General features: G+C 65.9%; 15 protein-coding genes. 10 read left to right on the top strand and 5 right to left on the bottom strand.

Features of this window, described 5'->3' with window-relative positions; translation table 11 throughout:
* Positions 1 to 5: 5 nt before the first annotated feature.
* Positions 6 to 1,781, bottom strand: coding sequence for a DUF4153 domain-containing protein (locus tag LH20_RS07770; RefSeq protein WP_235527151.1), 1,776 nt, complete (start codon positions 1,779 to 1,781; stop codon positions 6 to 8).
* A gap of 78 nt (positions 1,782 to 1,859) precedes the next feature.
* Here LH20_RS07770 and LH20_RS07765 point away from each other — a divergent pair, with 78 nt between their 5' ends.
* The 5 genes from LH20_RS07765 (at position 1,860) to LH20_RS07745 (ending at position 6,342) form a co-directional block, all read left to right on the top strand.
* Positions 1,860 to 3,167: a DUF3089 domain-containing protein gene (locus tag LH20_RS07765; protein ID WP_053553723.1), complete on the top strand. Its 1,308-nt coding sequence runs from the start codon at positions 1,860 to 1,862 to the stop codon at positions 3,165 to 3,167.
* A gap of 112 nt (positions 3,168 to 3,279) precedes the next feature.
* The gene (gene ruvX, locus LH20_RS07760) at positions 3,280 to 3,738 is read left to right on the top strand and encodes a Holliday junction resolvase RuvX (RefSeq protein ID WP_053553722.1); all 459 of its coding nucleotides are present in this window, start codon (positions 3,280 to 3,282) and stop codon (positions 3,736 to 3,738) included.
* A 63-nt stretch (positions 3,739 to 3,801) separates the two neighbouring features.
* A complete protein-coding gene (locus tag LH20_RS07755) occupies positions 3,802 to 4,119 on the top strand; it encodes a DUF1294 domain-containing protein (protein WP_053553721.1) in 318 nt (105 codons plus the stop codon).
* A 13-nt stretch (positions 4,120 to 4,132) separates the two neighbouring features.
* Positions 4,133 to 5,128, top strand: a complete 996-nt coding sequence (locus tag LH20_RS07750; RefSeq protein ID WP_053553720.1) for an aspartate carbamoyltransferase catalytic subunit — start codon at positions 4,133 to 4,135, stop codon at positions 5,126 to 5,128.
* Complete coding sequence (locus LH20_RS07745) at positions 5,119 to 6,342, top strand: dihydroorotase (RefSeq protein WP_053553719.1); 1,224 nt, start codon at positions 5,119 to 5,121, stop codon at positions 6,340 to 6,342. Before LH20_RS07750 ends, LH20_RS07745 begins: the two co-directional genes overlap by 10 nt.
* 58 nt (positions 6,343 to 6,400) lie before the next feature.
* On the opposite strand, the gene LH20_RS07740 is transcribed toward LH20_RS07745, so the two are convergent.
* Genes LH20_RS07740 through LH20_RS07730 form a run of 3 tightly spaced genes read right to left on the bottom strand, consistent with a single transcriptional unit; the run spans position 6,401 to position 9,179 of the window.
* The gene (locus tag LH20_RS07740; protein ID WP_053553718.1) at positions 6,401 to 7,777 is read right to left on the bottom strand and encodes an SPOR domain-containing protein; all 1,377 of its coding nucleotides are present in this window, start codon (positions 7,775 to 7,777) and stop codon (positions 6,401 to 6,403) included.
* A gap of 25 nt (positions 7,778 to 7,802) precedes the next feature.
* A complete protein-coding gene (locus tag LH20_RS07735; RefSeq protein ID WP_053553717.1) occupies positions 7,803 to 8,444 on the bottom strand; it encodes a hypothetical protein in 642 nt (213 codons plus the stop codon).
* A 12-nt stretch (positions 8,445 to 8,456) separates the two neighbouring features.
* Positions 8,457 to 9,179 (bottom strand): ParA family protein, encoded by a 723-nt coding sequence (locus LH20_RS07730; protein WP_053553716.1) that lies wholly within the window; start codon positions 9,177 to 9,179, stop codon positions 8,457 to 8,459.
* A 258-nt stretch (positions 9,180 to 9,437) separates the two neighbouring features.
* On the opposite strand from LH20_RS07730, the gene LH20_RS07725 reads away from it, so the two are divergent.
* On the top strand, positions 9,438 to 10,697 hold the full coding sequence (locus LH20_RS07725) for an SPOR domain-containing protein (protein WP_083455571.1): 1,260 nt from the start codon (positions 9,438 to 9,440) through the stop codon (positions 10,695 to 10,697).
* Positions 10,698 to 10,718: 21 nt separating this feature from the next.
* Here the strand turns inward: LH20_RS07725 and serB are convergent, their stop codons facing one another.
* A complete protein-coding gene (serB, locus tag LH20_RS07720) occupies positions 10,719 to 11,603 on the bottom strand; it encodes a phosphoserine phosphatase SerB (RefSeq protein ID WP_053553714.1) in 885 nt (294 codons plus the stop codon).
* Between serB and miaA the strand changes: the two genes are divergently transcribed.
* From miaA to ilvC, 4 genes are all read left to right on the top strand, one after another.
* Positions 11,602 to 12,561, top strand: coding sequence for a tRNA (adenosine(37)-N6)-dimethylallyltransferase MiaA (gene miaA, locus LH20_RS07715; RefSeq protein WP_053553713.1), 960 nt, complete (start codon positions 11,602 to 11,604; stop codon positions 12,559 to 12,561). The genes serB and miaA overlap by 2 nt on opposite strands.
* 86 nt (positions 12,562 to 12,647) lie before the next feature.
* Positions 12,648 to 14,402, top strand: a complete 1,755-nt coding sequence (gene ilvB / locus LH20_RS07710) for a biosynthetic-type acetolactate synthase large subunit (RefSeq protein ID WP_053553712.1) — start codon at positions 12,648 to 12,650, stop codon at positions 14,400 to 14,402.
* Positions 14,403 to 14,407: 5 nt separating this feature from the next.
* Positions 14,408 to 14,923 (top strand): acetolactate synthase small subunit, encoded by a 516-nt coding sequence (gene ilvN, locus LH20_RS07705; RefSeq protein WP_053553711.1) that lies wholly within the window; start codon positions 14,408 to 14,410, stop codon positions 14,921 to 14,923.
* A gap of 95 nt (positions 14,924 to 15,018) precedes the next feature.
* Complete coding sequence (gene ilvC, locus LH20_RS07700; protein WP_053553710.1) at positions 15,019 to 16,038, top strand: ketol-acid reductoisomerase; 1,020 nt, start codon at positions 15,019 to 15,021, stop codon at positions 16,036 to 16,038.
* The last annotated feature ends 150 nt before the right edge of the window (positions 16,039 to 16,188 follow it).

The raw sequence follows: 16,188 nt of genomic DNA, 5'->3' as shown, positions 1-16,188 counted from the left end.
GCGCGTCACTCGAAGGGATCACCGACGGGCTTGCCGTCGACAAAGAGCTGCCGCCGGGCCACAGGGCGAAGCTCGATTGTTGCGGTTTCGAGATCGGGGTCGGTCTTCTGAGGCTGCTCGGCACCGTGCGTCATGTCATAGGTCTCCCTCCATTCACCCGGCTTGGGGCCGGCGACGAAGAAGCGAGGATCGGATCCGCGCGCGATCAGCACGACACCGCTTTCGCCAAGAACATAGACGGCGCAAGCCGAGGTCCGGCATGCGCTCTCCTTCCCAATCGCGGTGTAGAATTCAGGGGGAAGCACGGCGCCCGCGGGAAGCACCCGGACCCGCTCTTCGATCGGCCGCACTGCGAAGGCGGCATCCTCAGCGTCAACCTCGCCGGGGCCTCTGAGGTCCCAGCGGTTCTTTGCGGCCAAGGCCCATTTGGCAAGGTTGGCTCGCTCGGCTTGCGGCGAGACGGCCAACTTCTGAAGTGCACGCCGCCCGCTCGGCCCGAAATCGAAGGCGAGCGCCGCCCAGTCCAACTCTTCGGCCTTTACCGCCCCGCTTTCGAGCCGGGCAAGCTGGTCCCGGGTGGAAATCGCCCCGAAATCGAGGATCGGCAGCGCCAGCGCGACCGCGAGCAGCATGAGCCCGATCGCGAGCTTCTGCTGCAACGGCCGGAGCACATCGTCGAAATCCCGGCGCCCCCGCGCGATTGCGACCAGTCCCGCGATACCATAGGCGAGCGCGATCCCGACGGCGATCACCCCCCAGATACGCTCGGGCGTCCAGCCATATTGCGCAATTCGAACCTGCATCGAGATCGCGGCGATGATCGCGAGCGGCAATACGGCCACCGCGAGCACTGCCGCTGCGCCATGCAGCACCCGGTTGCCCGATCGATCCTCGTCGCCATTGCCTATGACGGCGTTGGCAAGAAGCACTGCGAAGGCCGAGATGCCGAGCATCAGCCCCGCCGTCGAGAAGCCCGCGTCCCACAATTTCTGGAGGCCCGTACCGAGAAGTGAGAGAAGGAACAGGATGAGCGCTGCGGCCAGCACTGGCGCAAGCACAGCGAGGACGATCATCACCAGTCGCTGAAGCGTCGAAACCAGCTTGTCGCGTTCGCGCAGGAGCCCGACAGCTCCGCCGAAGGCGGCCCCTGCAAGCATCCAGCCAAACCATTCGCCGCGCAGGAGGTCGCGGATGAGGTCGATCCCGATCAAGTGAAACATCTCGCCGATCAGCAGAACGAGCAGGAAGGTGACTCCGACGAAGGCGAGGCTCGCCGCGCCGATCACCGCGTCGGTCCAAGCATGGCTGTGCATCCGCGCATAGGGCAATTGCCAAAGCCTCCAGAAGCGCGCGCCCGGCGCGACGTCGCGCTGTGTCTGGAACAGCGGGGTGGCGACGAGAACGGCCAGAATTCCGGACCAGAAGGGCCATTCTACCGGCGATCCGTTGAGGTTGTACCCGGCCGAATACCAGGTGATCAGACCCATCATCCCGCCCCACCCCAGCGCGAACAGAGCGGCCCAGCGCCAGCGACGAAGCTCGGCCCCGAGCACGAAAACCACCGCCGCGATCGCGACAAATGCCGCCAGCGCGTCGCGCCCGGGCGCGCGCGGCGCATCGTAAGTCCGGTCGATCAGCAGGTGGAAAATCAGACCTGCGACCGCACAGATCGCCGCCATGATCCAGGGCCGCAGCGGCCAAGGCGCGTCGTTATCGTCGAGACGAGCCGAGACAGACCGGGGCGACTCGGGGGCGGGCGGGGTTGCGGAGGCTTCGTTCATCCCCCACATCTGGGCTTGTTTCGGGCGCATGCGCAAGCCAGATAGCGCGAGCGCACCTTCTCTCCCATGGAGCCCCGCTTGGCCCGCAAATTTCTTTATCTCATCGCTGCGATCATTCTCCTCGTCCTTGGTGTCGGCATCGCCTATCAGCTCGCCCCCGGGTGGTTCGGCCGCGTCGCGTTCGTCCCCTCGACCGAGTTCGAACCGCAGGCAGCGATTGCGCCCAACGCCTATGAGGACCCGGCGATGTGGCTCGCGCGCCCCGGGCTTGAAAACGACCCCTCGTCCTGGCGCCCGGAACTCGCCGGTGATGCAACGCCGCCGCCCGATAGCGCCGAGGCACAGTCGCGCGATCAGTTGATCCCGCCCGCCCGAGCCGCTGAGCCGGGAGCGGCGACTGCGGCGCAAAAGGGCAGCGCTGCGGTCTTCTTCGTCCACCCGACGAGCTACTACAGCAAGTCAAGCTGGAACGCGCCGCTCGACGACCGCGATGCCAATTACCGCGCCGACCTTTTCATGCGCGGCATGGCGAGCGCCTTCGCCGACGGCGGCGAAGTGTGGGCGCCGCGCTATCGCCAGGCGACACTCGGAGCATTTCTCGCGACCGACCGCGTCACGGCGGGCAAGGCGATTGATGCCGCCTATCGCGACGTCGAGCAGGCCTTCGACGCCTTCCTTGCCGCGCAGCCCAAAAACCGGCCGATCATCCTCGCGGGCCACAGCCAGGGCGCGCTCCATATCGAAACGCTGATCAAGAACCGCATCGCGGGCACCCCGCTCGCCAAGCGAGTCGCCGCGGCCTATATTGTCGGTTGGCCGATCAGCCGCGACACAGACCTCGCCGCGCTTGGCCTTCCCGCCTGCGAGACGGCCGAACAGGCGAACTGCATTCTCGGCTGGGCGACCTTCGCGGAACCCGCCGACACTTCGATGGTCACCGACGCCTATGACGGCACAATCGGCTATGACGGCCGCCCGCGACGCGACACGCGGATGCTGTGCACGAACCCGATCACTGGCATTCCCGATACCGAAGCAGCCCCGGCGGCGAATATCGGCACGCTGAAACCCGAGGATGGGTTCAAGAAGGGCCAGCTCGTCCCCGGCGTCATTGGCGCCCGCTGCGATGACACGCGCGGCTTCCTGATGATTGGCGACGCCGAAATCGCGAAGGACTATGCGCCAAGCTATGTGCTTCCCGGCAACAATTATCACGTCTTCGACATCACCCTCTTCTGGGCGAACGTCCGCGCCGACGTGCTGCGCCGGCTCGCGAGCTTCGAGGGCAAGCCCTCGCCCGTCCCGCCACCCGCGGCGCCTCTCGCGAAGCCCGCAGGAGAAGATGCCGTGCCGGTTGCCACGCCAGGGGCAAAAGGCGGATCGTAACGCAGGCCGGGCGCGCGTTGGGCCAGGTCCGGGCAGGTGTCGGCAAACTAGGGCCTTGAGCATGCGGGCCCGTCTCGACTTCGCTCGGCACCCAAGGCTAAGGAGCGCAGGGATGATCACGACCGCCCCTTCCGATTTTGCCCGCGCGCTGCCGGGCGGCGGCCGCCTTGCTGGGCTCGACGTCGGCACCAGGACGATCGGGACCGCGCTCTGCGATGCAGGGTGGAGCTTTGCGACGCCCGACAAGACGATCATCCGCAAGAAATTCGCAGCCGATCTCGATGCGCTGAAAGCGCTGGTTGCGGCGCAATCGGTTGTCGGGTTCGTCGTGGGGCTGCCGCTCAACATGGACGGCAGCGACAGTCCGCGCACCCAGTCGGTGCGCGCCTTCGCGCGCAACCTTGCTCCCCTCGCGCTGCCGGTGCTGCTCTGGGACGAGCGCTGGTCGACCGCCGCGGTCGAGCGCGCGATGATCGCCGCCGACGTCAGCCGCGCAAAGCGCGCCGAGCGTATCGACAGCGCCGCAGCGGCGTTCATTCTCCAAGGAGCGATCGACGCGATGGTGCGCTAAGCCCCATCGGGGGGAGCAACTTTCGATGCTGCGCTTCACACATTTCCGCCAAGTCACTCTTTGATGACCGATTATATTTTCATGTGGCTCGCTGCGGCAAATCTGATCGCATTTCTCCTGATGGTCCTCGACAAGGCATATGCCAAGGCCGGCATGCGCCGGACGCGCGAGTCCACCCTGCTCCTCTGGGCCTTTCTTGGCGGCGCCTTGGGCTCCATACTCGCCGCGCGCCTGATGCGCCGCAAGACGCGCAAGCAGCCCTTTGCGAACTGCATGCTGATCTCGCTCGGGGTCAACATCATCCTGCTCCTTCCCTGGGCGCTCGGACTGCCGGGGCCGTTCATCGTCTCGGCGCTTGCGAAAATTGCCGCCGACGCCTAGAGGCTCGGCTTTAATGACAAACGCAACCATCCGACCCGCCAGCGACTATCCGCCCGGCGGCGATGCCTTTCGCCATCGCCATCTGACCGGCATCGCGCAGCTCACCCCGTGGGAAATTTCCTACATTCTCGATGCTGCCGAACAGTGGGTCGATCTCAACCGTTCGGGCGCTGCCAAGCATGACGACGCGCTCGCCGGGCTGACGATCATCAACGCCTTTTTCGAAAATTCGACGCGCACACTTCTTTCGTTCGAGATCGCGGGCAAGCGGCTCGGCGCCGACGTCGTCAACATGCACGCCGCGCAATCGAGCGTTAAGAAGGGCGAAACATTGATCGACACCGCGATGACGCTGAACGCGATGCGCGCCGATGCGATCGTCATTCGCCATTCGGCCTCGGGCGCGGTGCAACTGATCGCCGACAAGGTCGACTGTCCGGTGCTCAATGCGGGCGATGGCCGCCACGAGCATCCGACGCAGGCGCTGCTTGACGCGCTCACCATTCGCCGCCGCAAGGGCAAGGTCGAGGGACTGACGATCGCGATCTGCGGCGACGTTCTCCACAGCCGCGTCGCACGCTCGAACATCCTCGCCCTGACCCTGCTTGGCAACGAGGTACGCGTCGTCGCGCCCTCGACCCTCATCCCCCCTGCGATGGACCGGATGCACGTCGCGACTTTCACCGACATGGATGAGGGGCTCAAAGGCGCCGATGTCGTGATGATGCTGCGCCTGCAGAACGAGCGAATGGACGGGGCCTATCTTCCCTCGGCGCGCGAATATCATGCGCTCTACGGCCTGACGCCCCAAAGGCTCGAAAGGGCGAAACCCGATGCAATCGTGATGCACCCTGGCCCGATGAACCGCGGAGTGGAGATCGACAGCAGTATCGCTGACGATCCCGCGCGCTCGGCGATCACCGAGCAGGTCGAGATGGGCGTGGCGGTGCGCATGGCGTGTCTCGACATTCTGACGCGCCGCAAGCGAGGAGTGCCGGGATGGAACTGAGGCCGCTCCACATCACCGGGGCGCTGCTCGTGGAAGGCGGCGCGCCGCGCCCGGGAAGCCTGCTCGTCATCGGCGGCCGCATCGCCGCGCTCGATCCTGCCGACGTTCCGGACGGCAGCGAGACAGTCGACGCGGGGGGGCAGTGGCTCGCGCCCGGCATCATCGACCTTGGCGTCTTTGCAACCGACAAGCCAGCCTTTCATTTCGGCGGGATCACACGCGCTGCGCTGATGCCCGACAGCGGCCCGCTCGACGGGGCCGGTCTCGTCGAGCGCGCCGCAAAGGGCGGCAAGCCCGACCTTTGGGTGCATCCGCTCGCCGCCGCGACGAAGGGGCTCGCGGGCAAGGAGCTCGCTGAGATCGGGCTGATGAAAGAGGCGGGCGCGCGCGCCATTGCCACGGGGCGTGCGCGCATAGCCGACAGCGGCGTGATGCGCCGCGTGCTGTCTTACGCAGCCTCGCTGGGCCTTGTGACCATCATCCATGCCGAGGACGAGGGGCTGACGGCGGGCGCGGTCGCGACCGACGGCGAGATGGCAACGCGGCTTGGCCTTGCTTCTGCCCCCGCAATTGCCGAGGCGATGGCGATCGCGCGCGATCTCGCGCTCGTCGAGGAAACCGGCGCGCCCGTTCATTTCCGCCAGGTCACAACCGCGCGCGGGCTCGACCTCATCCGCGCGGCAAAAGCGAAAGGACTCCCGGTTCTTTGCGGCATCACGCCTGCGCATCTTTTGCTTTCGGATACGGCGATCGGGGATTTTCGCACCTTCGCGCGCCTTTCGCCCCCGCTCCGGTCAGAGGAGGATCGCCGCGCCTGCCTCATCGCGATCGCAGACGGGACGATCGACATTCTATCCTCGGGCCATGACCCGCGTGGTCCCGAAGACAAGCGCCTTCCCTTTGCCGAAGCCCAGCCCGGCATGGCGGGCGCTGAAACATTGCTCGCGCTCGGACTTGGCCTCGTGCGCGACGGGCATATCGCGCCCGGTCGCCTCTTTGAGCTGCTAGCTGCTACCCCGGCCTGCCTTCTTGGGGTCGATGCGGGCCAGCTCGCGGTCGGCAAGGAGGCCGACCTCATCCTCGTCGATCCCGACACCCCGTGGCAGGTCAACGCGAAGAAAATGGCAGCCTGGGCAGGCAACACGCCGTTCGACGGCATGCCGGTGCAGGGCCGCGCGACGGCAATGTGGAAGGGCGGCCAGCGCATCCGCTGACCGCCCTCGAGGCATTTTGGCATGACGAGGCGGGAGCGTTCCCGCCGTCAGGTGAGGCCTAGCGCGATGCCATACGAACAGGGGTCGCTTTCGCCGCCCACTGGATCGTCTCGCCGCCCATCCGACGGATAAAGCAGCTCTGGCCGCGCGCCTTGAGCTCGCCGCAGAGCTTGCTCGCGTCGGCGCGGCTCTTAAGGCCATTCACGGTGAGGCGATAATAGGTGCGGCCCTTGACCGTCGCGGCATGGCTCGACGCCGGGAAGGCCGCGAGCTGGCCGTTGCGCGTCTTGAGCAGCCCCCATTTTTCCTTGGCGATGCCCAGGCTGTCATAGGCGCCAAGCTGGACGGCCCAGCCCGATGGATTCTTGGCATCAAACGCCTGTGCCGTCAGCCGGACGGGGACCTCGTCGGCTGCGGAGGGCGCGGCCACGCGCGGCGCGTGGCGATAAGGCGCTGCATCGGCGGTGATCACCGGCGCTGCGGCGCTCGGCGAAGGAAGCTCTGTGACCGGCATGGCGACGCCGGCCACCCGCTCGGGCATCGGAAGTTCGACCGTACGGATCGGTGCGTCTGCACCGCCCGCGTCGATAGCCACGGGCGGCGGCGGTGCATAGTTATCGACCGGCGCGGGATCGGCGCTGGCGAGCAGCAACGCATCTGCCGAAGCCTTCGCCATTTGCGTGTCTCCAAAATTGGCGAGCGCAAGCTGCACGGGCATGCCGGCGTCGGCCTTCGCCTTGGCGCCGATCAGGCTCGCGACGCGGATCGCCTGGTCACGCGCTTCGGCGAGTTTCGCCCACTCCGTCATTCGCCCTTCGATCTTGGCGGGCGACAGGTCCTGCGAGGCGAGGATGCGCGCCTGCGCCCAGCGACCCGAGAGGGCAAGCGCGAGGGCAAGGTTCTGGCGGGTACGCGCGCCGGCGTCTGGCGCCCGAGCCGCGGCCGTCAGCACATAGATTGCCGACTCGCTGTCCCCCGCCAGCGCAAGCGCAAGGCCCGCATCGGAAGCGGGAACGACATCGCTATTGTTCTTGAGCAGCGCCAACGCACCAGGGTTGTTGCCGCGGGCGATATGCGCGAGCGTCAGTGCGATCACGGTATTGGCGTCGCGCGCGCCCAATTCCATGGCCTCGCCGAGCGCCGCTGCGGCCGACGCAAAGCGCCCATCGCTGAGATAGGCCTGGCCGAGCAGTGCGCGATATCCCGCATCGCGTGGGCTTGCTGCGACCGCCGCTTCTGCAAAGCTCACGGCCTTTCCTGCCCTGCCCTTCTCGAGCGCGGCGCGCGCGCGGTCAGCAGACTTCGCGGCGGCATCGGCCTTGTCGGCGACCTTCGACGAGGCAACCGCGAGCGGTCCTGTACCGCTGCATCCGGTCGCCGTAATTCCCAAGGCGAAGCCCGACGCGGCGATTTTCATCAGCATTTTGCGGTTCATGAAGGTCCCCCCATTTTGTCCGGTGCTAGGCCGTCCGGCGCGCAGGGCGCGCCGCTGGCAGGCGGCTCGCCATCGCGTCGATTTCAGGCAGCGACGAGAGATACTGGTCGAGCAAGTCCGTGAGGATGACCTGCGCGGAGCGGTTTGTGACGGCGCTCGCAAGACGCAGGCGCAGGTGACGCTCGGCATCGAGGCGCAGCGTGAAAGCAGCCTTTTCGCGGGCCCGCGGCGCGCGGGGTGCTTTCGCCTTGGCCGAAGGCTGCTGCTCGACCTTGCGCGCGACAGCGGCGACGCGGTCAATCAGCGATTCCTGTTGGCGCACGACCTCGGGCACCTCGGGAGCGAAAGGCTCGCCGAGCTCGGCCGCAAGCGGCGTTTGGGCGATTGCGGGCTCAGCGCTTTCTTCGACGGCTTGTTCGGCCTCGACATTGTGCGCGAGCACCGATCCGGTGAGTAGCGGCTTCAGGTCGACCATATGGGCCGGTTCAGCGCTCTGGTCGGGATCGACATCATAGCCCATGTCATTCCAGCCAAGATCGTCATAGCCGGCCCCGACAAGCGGCCCCGGGCCGCTGCCGAGCGGCTGGCGGCGCATGGCCGGCCGCGCACCGCCCTTGCGGGCAAGCAGACCGGCACTCAGCGATGCGAGAGGTTTGGGTTCGCCCATCATGTCCTCCCCTTACTGGCCAGCGATGCGGCGGCCGAAGCCCCCGCCCATCGGGCGAACCGCGCCGTAGTTGCCCTGCGTGGGGAGCGGCGATGCGAAAATGGTGCGGCGGAAATTCTTCTCCAGCCGGTCATTCATATAGGTCCAAAGCTGACGGATCTCTTCGGCCGAGCGGCCATTGGGATCGACCTCCATCACCGTACGGCCGTCGATCATCGACGCGGCATAATCGGTACGGTGGTGCAGCGTCACCGGGGCAACGGTTCCATGCTGCGAGAGCGCGACCGCGGCCTCGCTCGTGATCTTGGCCTTGGGGGTCGCCGCGTTGACAACGAACACCAGCGGCTTGCCCGCGCGCTCGCAAAGGTCGACCGTGGCGCCCACGGCGCGCAGGTCGTGCGGGCTAGGACGCGTCGGCACGACGATCAGTTCGGCGACACTGATGACGCTCTGAATCGCCATGGTGATGGCGGGCGGCGTGTCGATGACCGCGAGCTTGAAGCCCTGCTGGCGCAGGATTTCCAGGTCAGACGCGAGCCGCGCTACGGTGGTCTGAGCAAAGGCCGGAAGGTCGGTTTCGCGCTCGTTCCACCAGTCAGCGAGCGAGCCTTGCGGGTCGATGTCGATCAGAACGACGGGCCCGGCGCCCGCCAGCTGGGCCTGCACCGCAAGGTGCCCCGACAAGGTCGTTTTCCCCGACCCGCCCTTTTGTGAAGCCAATGCCAAAACGCGCACGACTGTCCCCCTGAATGTCCAAAATCGGGCGAAGGAATGACATGCGGGGCGCTAAAATTGGGTTAACGATGATAAAAAGAGGGTGAACGGACGATGGAGGGCTATGGTAACCAAAGGCTTGAGATGATGTTGTGCCAGATCGGGTCACGAGCGGGGTCGCCCTGTTTCTTGCTAACGGCGTGTTAGCCATTTTGGGGTTAGGGGCTTTCCCTCGGGAACTGCTCGCCCCCTCCAGGCGGCGGGGTCATGGAGAATTCGATGCGCTCATTTCGCACCATCGCTTCGCTCGCGCTGCCGATCCTGGCCGCATCGCTCGGCGCGCCGGCTGCCGCCTCTGTCAAGGATGGGGTCGAGGCCTGGCAAAAGGGGGATTATCAGAGCGCCGTCGTCCAGTGGCGCCCGCTCGCTGTTGCCGGCGATCCCGATGCCCAGTTCAACCTTGGGCAGGCTTACAAGCTCGGCCGCGGTGTTCCGTCCGATCTGGATCAGGCCGAGGCCTGGTATCGCCGCGCTGCAAAACAGGGGCATCTACAGGCCGAGGACAATCTTGGGCTTGTTCTCTTCACCGCCGGTCGCCGCGAGGAGGCCATGCCCTTTATCGCCCAGTCGGCAGCACGCGGCGAGCCGCGCGCACAATATGTTCTGGGCACTGCGCATTTCAACGGCGACCTTGCGGCCGAAAACTGGCCGCTCGCCTATGCGCTGACCAAGCGCGCAAGCGACGCGGGGCTCCAGATTGCCTCGGCGCGCCTTGCCCAACTTGATCGCCTGATCCCGCTTGAGCAGCGGCAAAAGGGCCTTTCAATGCTGCCCGAGATGGAGAAGGCAGAAGCCCGCGCGCGTCTCGCTGCGGTGAACGCCGCCGCACCTCCGCCGCCCAAACCGGCCCCCTCACCGGTCAAGACCGCGAATCTGCCCGCCTCGGTTCCTGGCACCAGCTACACCCCCCCTCCCGTGATCGCGGCGCCCGCGCCCGCGCCCGCGCCCGCACCGGCGCTCAAACCCGTGCTCTCGCCCGCGGCCGAGGCGGCTGCTGCCGCTGCGGCGGAGGCGACGGCCGCTGCCGACACCGCGGTGAGCATTGCAGCGGTGGAAGCCCCGCCGCCGGTATCGGCCTCGGTGAAAGCCGCCGCGCCGTCGGCCCCGGGTACAACCTATGCCCCGCCCCCCGAGGGCGATCCGCTGCCGCCGGCGTCGGCACCCGGTGCCGCCATGACAGACGTTCCCGCGCCGGCCGCGACGAAACCTGGCGCTGCTGCCGCGCCCGCGCCTCGCCCTGCGACAACCAGCCTGTGGCGCGCGCAACTCGGCGCTTTCGGCATCGAGAGCAATGCCCGCAAACTCTGGGCGAGCCTTGAAAAGACATATCCCGCCCTCGCCTCGCGTCAGCCCTATCTGGTCAAAAGCGGCAAGCTCACCCGACTTCAGGCGGGAGGTTTTGCCGACAAGGCCGAGGCCGACGCCTTCTGCGCGACGGTGAGGAAGGATGGTCAGGCGTGTCTGGTAGTCGATAAATAGGGAAGGGCCTGCCCTGCCGGCCTAACCTAGCACCCATTGGCGCCGCGAATAGCCCTGCGCCCAGAGCAGTGCGGTCAGATCATGGTGCCGGATCACCGCGTCCGCTGCATCCGCGGCCGCCTGGTGCGGATGATAGGCAATGCCAAGCCCTGCGGCGGTGATCATCGGAATGTCATTTGCACCATCCCCGATCGCGAGTGTGTCGGCGAGGGGCAGAGCGTGCCTTGCCGCCTCACTCTTCAGCGTTTCAAGCTTTGCGTCCTTGTCGACGATCGGTTCAGCAACCTTGCCGGTGAGCTTGCCCCCTTCGAGCAGCAGCTGATTCGCGACCACCCGGTCAAAGCCGATTGCCTCGCCAACCGGGTTTGCAAAGGCCGTGAAGCCCCCGGTGACGAGCACGCTATGCGCGCCATAGGCTTTCATCGTCTGGACGAGTGTGCGCGCACCGCGGGTCAGGCGCACCCGCTCCATTCGACATTCGGCGAGCAGGCCTTCGGCGAGCCCTCCGAGGAGCGCGACCCTTTCCTCGAGGGCACCGCGAAAGTCGACCTCGCCGCGCATCGCTTTCTCGGTGATCGCCGCAACCTCGGCCTTGATCCCGGCATAGTCGGCGAGTTCGTCGATGCACTCGCAGGTGATCATCGTTGAATCCATGTCGGCGATCAGCAGCTTCTTGGTGCGATCGCCGAGCGGCTGGACCACGACGTCGAGCGCACCATGGTCCATTTTTGCAAGTTCGCTGCGCGCGCTCACCAGGCTGCCGTGAAAGACGATATCGGCAGCATCGCCCTCGTCGAGCCAGTGCGGCGCCCCGACTTCGTGCCCCGTTGCGTCGAGGCGGTCGATCGCCTCGCGCACCACCTCGCCCGTCAGCTTTCCGGCTGCTATCAGCGTCGCAACGAACATGGTGTCTCCTTCTACCTCCAGAGGGCTCAAGCCCCCGCTCGCGCTTATCGCCGGGCCGACCGCGAGCGGCAAGAGCGCGCTGGCTGTCGCTTTGGCGCAGGCGGTAGGTCGCGCGCAAGTGGTGAATGCCGACGCAAGCCAGGTTTATCGCGATCTGGCGATTCTCTCGGCGCGTCCCACGCCGGCGGAGATGGCGGGTGTGCCCCACCGTCTGTTCGGCCATGTTGACGGCTGCGATACCTATAATGCGGCGCGCTGGGCCGCCGACGCGCGCCGCGCGCTTGCCCGCGCATGGGAGGACGAGGATGTACCGATTCTCGTCGGGGGGACCGGCCTTTATCTGCGCACTCTCCTCTACGGCATCGCTCCCGTGCCCGACATCGACCCCGCCATCCGCGCCGAGGTCCGCGCCCTGCCTCCCGCCGAGGCGCACGCTGCGCTCGCCCGTCTCGACCCCTCGGCCGCCGAGCGCTTGCCCCCCGCCGATACGGCGCGCGTCTCGCGCGCGCTGGAGGTGGTTCGCGCCACCGGTCGCACGCTGGCCCACTGGCAGCAGGCGCGCGAGGGCGGGATCGCATCCGAGGTCGCGCTCTTCCCGCTAGTTCTCCTGCCGCCCCGCGAATGGCTGCGCGCGCGCTGCGACGCTCGGCTCGAGGCAATGTTCGAGGCCGGTGCGGCCGAGGAAGTCGCGGCGCTCATCGCGCGCGGACTCGGCCCTGAACTTCCCGTCATGCGCGCAATCGGGGTGCAGCAGGTCGCACAGTGGCTGCAAGGCCAAGCCACCCGCGAGGAGGCCCTGGAGCGCGCGCAGGCAGCAACGCGCCAATATGCAAAGCGGCAATATACCTGGTTCCGCCACCAACCACCCCAGGATTGGCCACGCCATGACGAATCATTATCGATCGATTCTATAATCGAAATTGCAATAAAATTACGTGATAGATTATTGACAGGATAGAATCATGCACCTATTGCCCGCCGACTGTTGCAGCGCACAAGCGCATCCCTGGCGCGCGGGCGAATGATGAGGAAAGGAGCAAGATCGTGACGGAAATGAGCGGTGCCGACATGGTGGTTCAGGCGCTGGTCGACCTTGGGGTCGACACAGTGTTCGGCTATCCGGGCGGCGCGGTCCTTCCCATCTACGACGCGCTCTTCAATCACCCCAGGATCAAGCATATCCTCGTCCGCCACGAGCAGGCGGCGACCCATGCCGCCGAAGGTTACGCCCGCGCCACGGGCAGGCCCGGCGTCGTGCTCGTGACCTCGGGACCGGGCGCGACCAATGCCGTCACCGGCATCACCGATGCGCTGCTCGATTCCATTCCGATGATCGTCCTCACCGGCCAGGTGCCGACGACTCTGATCGGCACCGACGCGTTCCAGGAATGCGACACGGTCGGCATCACGCGTCACTGTACCAAGCATAATTATCTCGTGATGGACCCCGACCGCCTGGGTCCGATCCTGCACGAGGCCTTTTACATCGCTACCCACGGCCGCCCGGGGCCGGTGGTTATCGACATTCCGAAGAATGTGCAGGTTGCAGTCGGCACCTATTCGGTGCCGGCACGCATCGAGCATCAAAGCTATCGCCCGCAGGTCGAGCCCGACGCGGCCGCTATTGCCGACGCGATCGAGCTCATCGCGGCGGCCGAGCGACCGATCTTCTACACCGGCGGCGGCGTGATCAACGCAGGCCCCGATGCGAGTGCGGCGCTGCGCCAGCTCGTCGGGCTGACCGGCGCGCCGATAACCTCGACGCTGATGGGTCTCGGCGCCTTCCCGTCGGACGATCCCAAGTGGCTCGGCATGCTTGGCATGCACGGAACCTATGAATCGAATATGGCGATGAACCGCGCCGACCTCATCATTGCGGTCGGAGCGCGCTTCGATGACCGCGTGACGGGCCGCCTCGACGCCTTTGCGCCGCATGCGAAGAAGATCCACATCGACATCGATCGCAGCTCGATCAACAAGATCGTCCCCGTCGATGTCGCCGTGCTCAGCGATGCCGGGCGCGCGCTCGACGCGCTGATTGCGGCATGGCAGGAGCGCGGGCACAGGGCGCGCGATCTTGGCGAATGGTGGCGCCGCATCGACGGCTGGCGTGCGACGCGCTGTCTGGACTTCCCCGAAAAGAAGGACGGGGCCGCCGAAATCATGCCGCAGCGCGCGGTTAAAGCGCTCTTCGAGGCAACGCGGGGGCGCGATCCCATCATCACCACCGAGGTTGGCCAGCACCAGATGTGGGCGGCGCAGCATTTCGGCTTTTCGGCGCCCAACCGCTGGCTGACCAGCGGCGGGCTCGGCACGATGGGCTACGGCTTCCCCGCCGCGGTAGGCGCGCAGATCGCCAAACCTGACCGCCTTGTCATCTGTATCGCGGGCGAAGCCTCGCTCCAGATGAACATCCAGGAAATGGGAACGGTCAGCCAGTACCGCCTGCCAGTCAAGATCTTCATCCTCAACAATGAATGGATGGGAATGGTCCGCCAGTGGCAGGAGCTGACCTATGAAAGCCGCTATTCGAACAGCTATTCGGACAGCCTGCCTGATTTCGTGAAGCTCGCTGAGGCCTATGGCTGGACGGGCCTGCGCATCGACACGCTCGGGGAGCTCGAAGAGGGAATACAGACCATGCTCGACACGCCGGGTCCGGTGATAGTCGATTGCCGCGTGGCCAAGCTCGCCAACTGCTTCCCGATGATCCCGTCGGGCGCAGCGCACACCGACATGATCCTCCAGCCGAGCGATGTGACCGGCACGATGGACGACGAAGCCAAGGCGCTGGTGTAACCCATATGAAAATCACAACCGAAACGGGCGAGCGCCACGTGCTCGCCGTTACCGTCGACAACGAGGCGGGCGTGCTCGCCAAGATCACCGGCCTGTTCACGGCGCGCGGCTATAATATCGAAAGCCTGACGGTGGCGGACATCACCGCCGACCATGCGTTGTCGCGCATTACGATCGTCACCTCCGGCCCGCCGCCGATCATCGACCAGATCATCGCGCAGCTCGACCGTCTTGTCCCCGTCCACAAGGTCACCGACCTCACCGATCAGGGCGCGCATGTCGAGCGCGAGATCGCGCTCGTGAAGGTCGCGGGCACGGGCGACAAGCGAATCGAGGCACTGCGGCTTGCCGACGTGTTCCGCGCGAAGGTCGTCGACACGACGATCAACAGCTTCATCTTCGAGATCACGGGCAACAGCGAAAAGGTCGACCGCTTCATTGCGCTGATGCGCGAATGCGGGCTGGTCGAGGTCGGACGCACCGGCGTCGTCGCAATCGCTCGCGGCGCGGAGGCGCTCTAGACGTTATCGACAACCCGGCGAGGCCGGGATCGCTCGCAATTTCAACCACGCTATCGGCCCCGGGCTTTGGGGCGACGCCAATAGGGAAGAATGAGATGCAGGTTTATTATGATCGCGACGCCGACCAGGATCTGATCAAGGGCAAGAAGGTCGCCATCCTCGGTTACGGCAGTCAGGGCCACGCCCATGCCCAGAATCTTCGCGATAGCGGGGTGAAGGAGGTTGCGATCGCGCTCCGTCCAGGTTCGGCGACCGCGAAGAAGGCCGAGGGTGCGGGCTTCCAGGTGATGTCGAACAAGGAAGCGGCTGCCTGGGCCGACGTCATCATGATCGCCGCTCCCGACGAGCATCAGGCAAAGATCCACGCCGACGACCTTGCGGACAATATGAAGGCAGGTGCCGCGCTCGCCTTCGCGCACGGCCTCAACGTCCACTTCGGCCTCATTGAACCGCGCGCCGACATCGACGTCTTCATGGTCGCGCCCAAGGGCCCCGGCCACACAGTGCGCAGTGAATATCAAAAGGGCGGCGGCGTCCCCTGCCTGATCGCGGTGGATCAGGATACGACGGGAAATGCCAAGGCCATCGCCCTCTCCTACGCATCTGCCGTGGGCGGCGGGCGCAGCGGCATTATCGAGACGACCTTCAAGGAAGAGTGCGAAACCGACCTTTTCGGCGAACAGGCGGTCCTGTGCGGCGGTATCACGCACCTCATCCAGGCAGGGTTCGAGACGCTGGTCGAGGCGGGCTATGCGCCCGAGATGGCCTATTTCGAGTGCCTCCACGAAACCAAGCTGATCGTCGATCTTCTCTATGAAGGCGGTATTGCAAACATGCGATATTCGATCTCGAACACCGCCGAATATGGCGACATCAAGACCGGCCCGCGCATCATCACCGACGAAACGAAAGCCGAGATGAAGCGCGTTCTCGCGGACATCACCTCGGGCCGCTTCGTCAAGGATTTCGTCCTCGACAACCAGGCCGGCCAGCCCGAACTCAAGGCGAGCCGAAAGGCAGCCGCTGCTCACCCGATCGAAAAGACGGGCGCTGAGCTGCGGGCGATGATGCCGTGGATCGCGAAGAACAAGCTGGTGGACAAGGCGGTCAACTGACGCTTTAAGTCCCCTTATCCGGGGAGGGGTTGGATCGGGCGCATTTGCGTTCTGACGCTCAGCGGCCAAACCAGCCTTTTTGCCGTTCGTGCCGGACCTGCCGAGGCACCGTTCATTCCTTGAACGGCCTTCGGCAAGCCCGGGCCGAAC

Source organism: Sphingopyxis sp. 113P3 (genome assembly GCF_001278035.1).
In the GTDB taxonomy this organism is placed as follows: domain Bacteria; phylum Pseudomonadota; class Alphaproteobacteria; order Sphingomonadales; family Sphingomonadaceae; genus Sphingopyxis.
This window is presented reverse-complemented; position numbering and strand designations above follow the sequence as displayed.

Coding starts and splice junctions, on each gene's coding strand:
- LH20_RS07770 (WP_235527151.1), bottom strand. CDS start 1,781: ATGAACGAAGCCTCCGCAACCCCGCCCGCCCCCGAGTCGCCCCGGTCT.
- ruvX (WP_053553722.1), top strand. CDS start 3,280: ATGATCACGACCGCCCCTTCCGATTTTGCCCGCGCGCTGCCGGGCGGC.
- LH20_RS07755 (WP_053553721.1), top strand. CDS start 3,802: ATGACCGATTATATTTTCATGTGGCTCGCTGCGGCAAATCTGATCGCA.
- LH20_RS07750 (WP_053553720.1), top strand. CDS start 4,133: ATGACAAACGCAACCATCCGACCCGCCAGCGACTATCCGCCCGGCGGC.
- LH20_RS07745 (WP_053553719.1), top strand. CDS start 5,119: ATGGAACTGAGGCCGCTCCACATCACCGGGGCGCTGCTCGTGGAAGGC.
- LH20_RS07740 (WP_053553718.1), bottom strand. CDS start 7,777: ATGAACCGCAAAATGCTGATGAAAATCGCCGCGTCGGGCTTCGCCTTG.
- LH20_RS07735 (WP_053553717.1), bottom strand. CDS start 8,444: ATGGGCGAACCCAAACCTCTCGCATCGCTGAGTGCCGGTCTGCTTGCC.
- LH20_RS07725 (WP_083455571.1), top strand. CDS start 9,438: ATGCGCTCATTTCGCACCATCGCTTCGCTCGCGCTGCCGATCCTGGCC.
- miaA (WP_053553713.1), top strand. CDS start 11,602: ATGGTGTCTCCTTCTACCTCCAGAGGGCTCAAGCCCCCGCTCGCGCTT.
- serB (WP_053553714.1), bottom strand. CDS start 11,603: ATGTTCGTTGCGACGCTGATAGCAGCCGGAAAGCTGACGGGCGAGGTG.
- ilvN (WP_053553711.1), top strand. CDS start 14,408: ATGAAAATCACAACCGAAACGGGCGAGCGCCACGTGCTCGCCGTTACC.
- ilvC (WP_053553710.1), top strand. CDS start 15,019: ATGCAGGTTTATTATGATCGCGACGCCGACCAGGATCTGATCAAGGGC.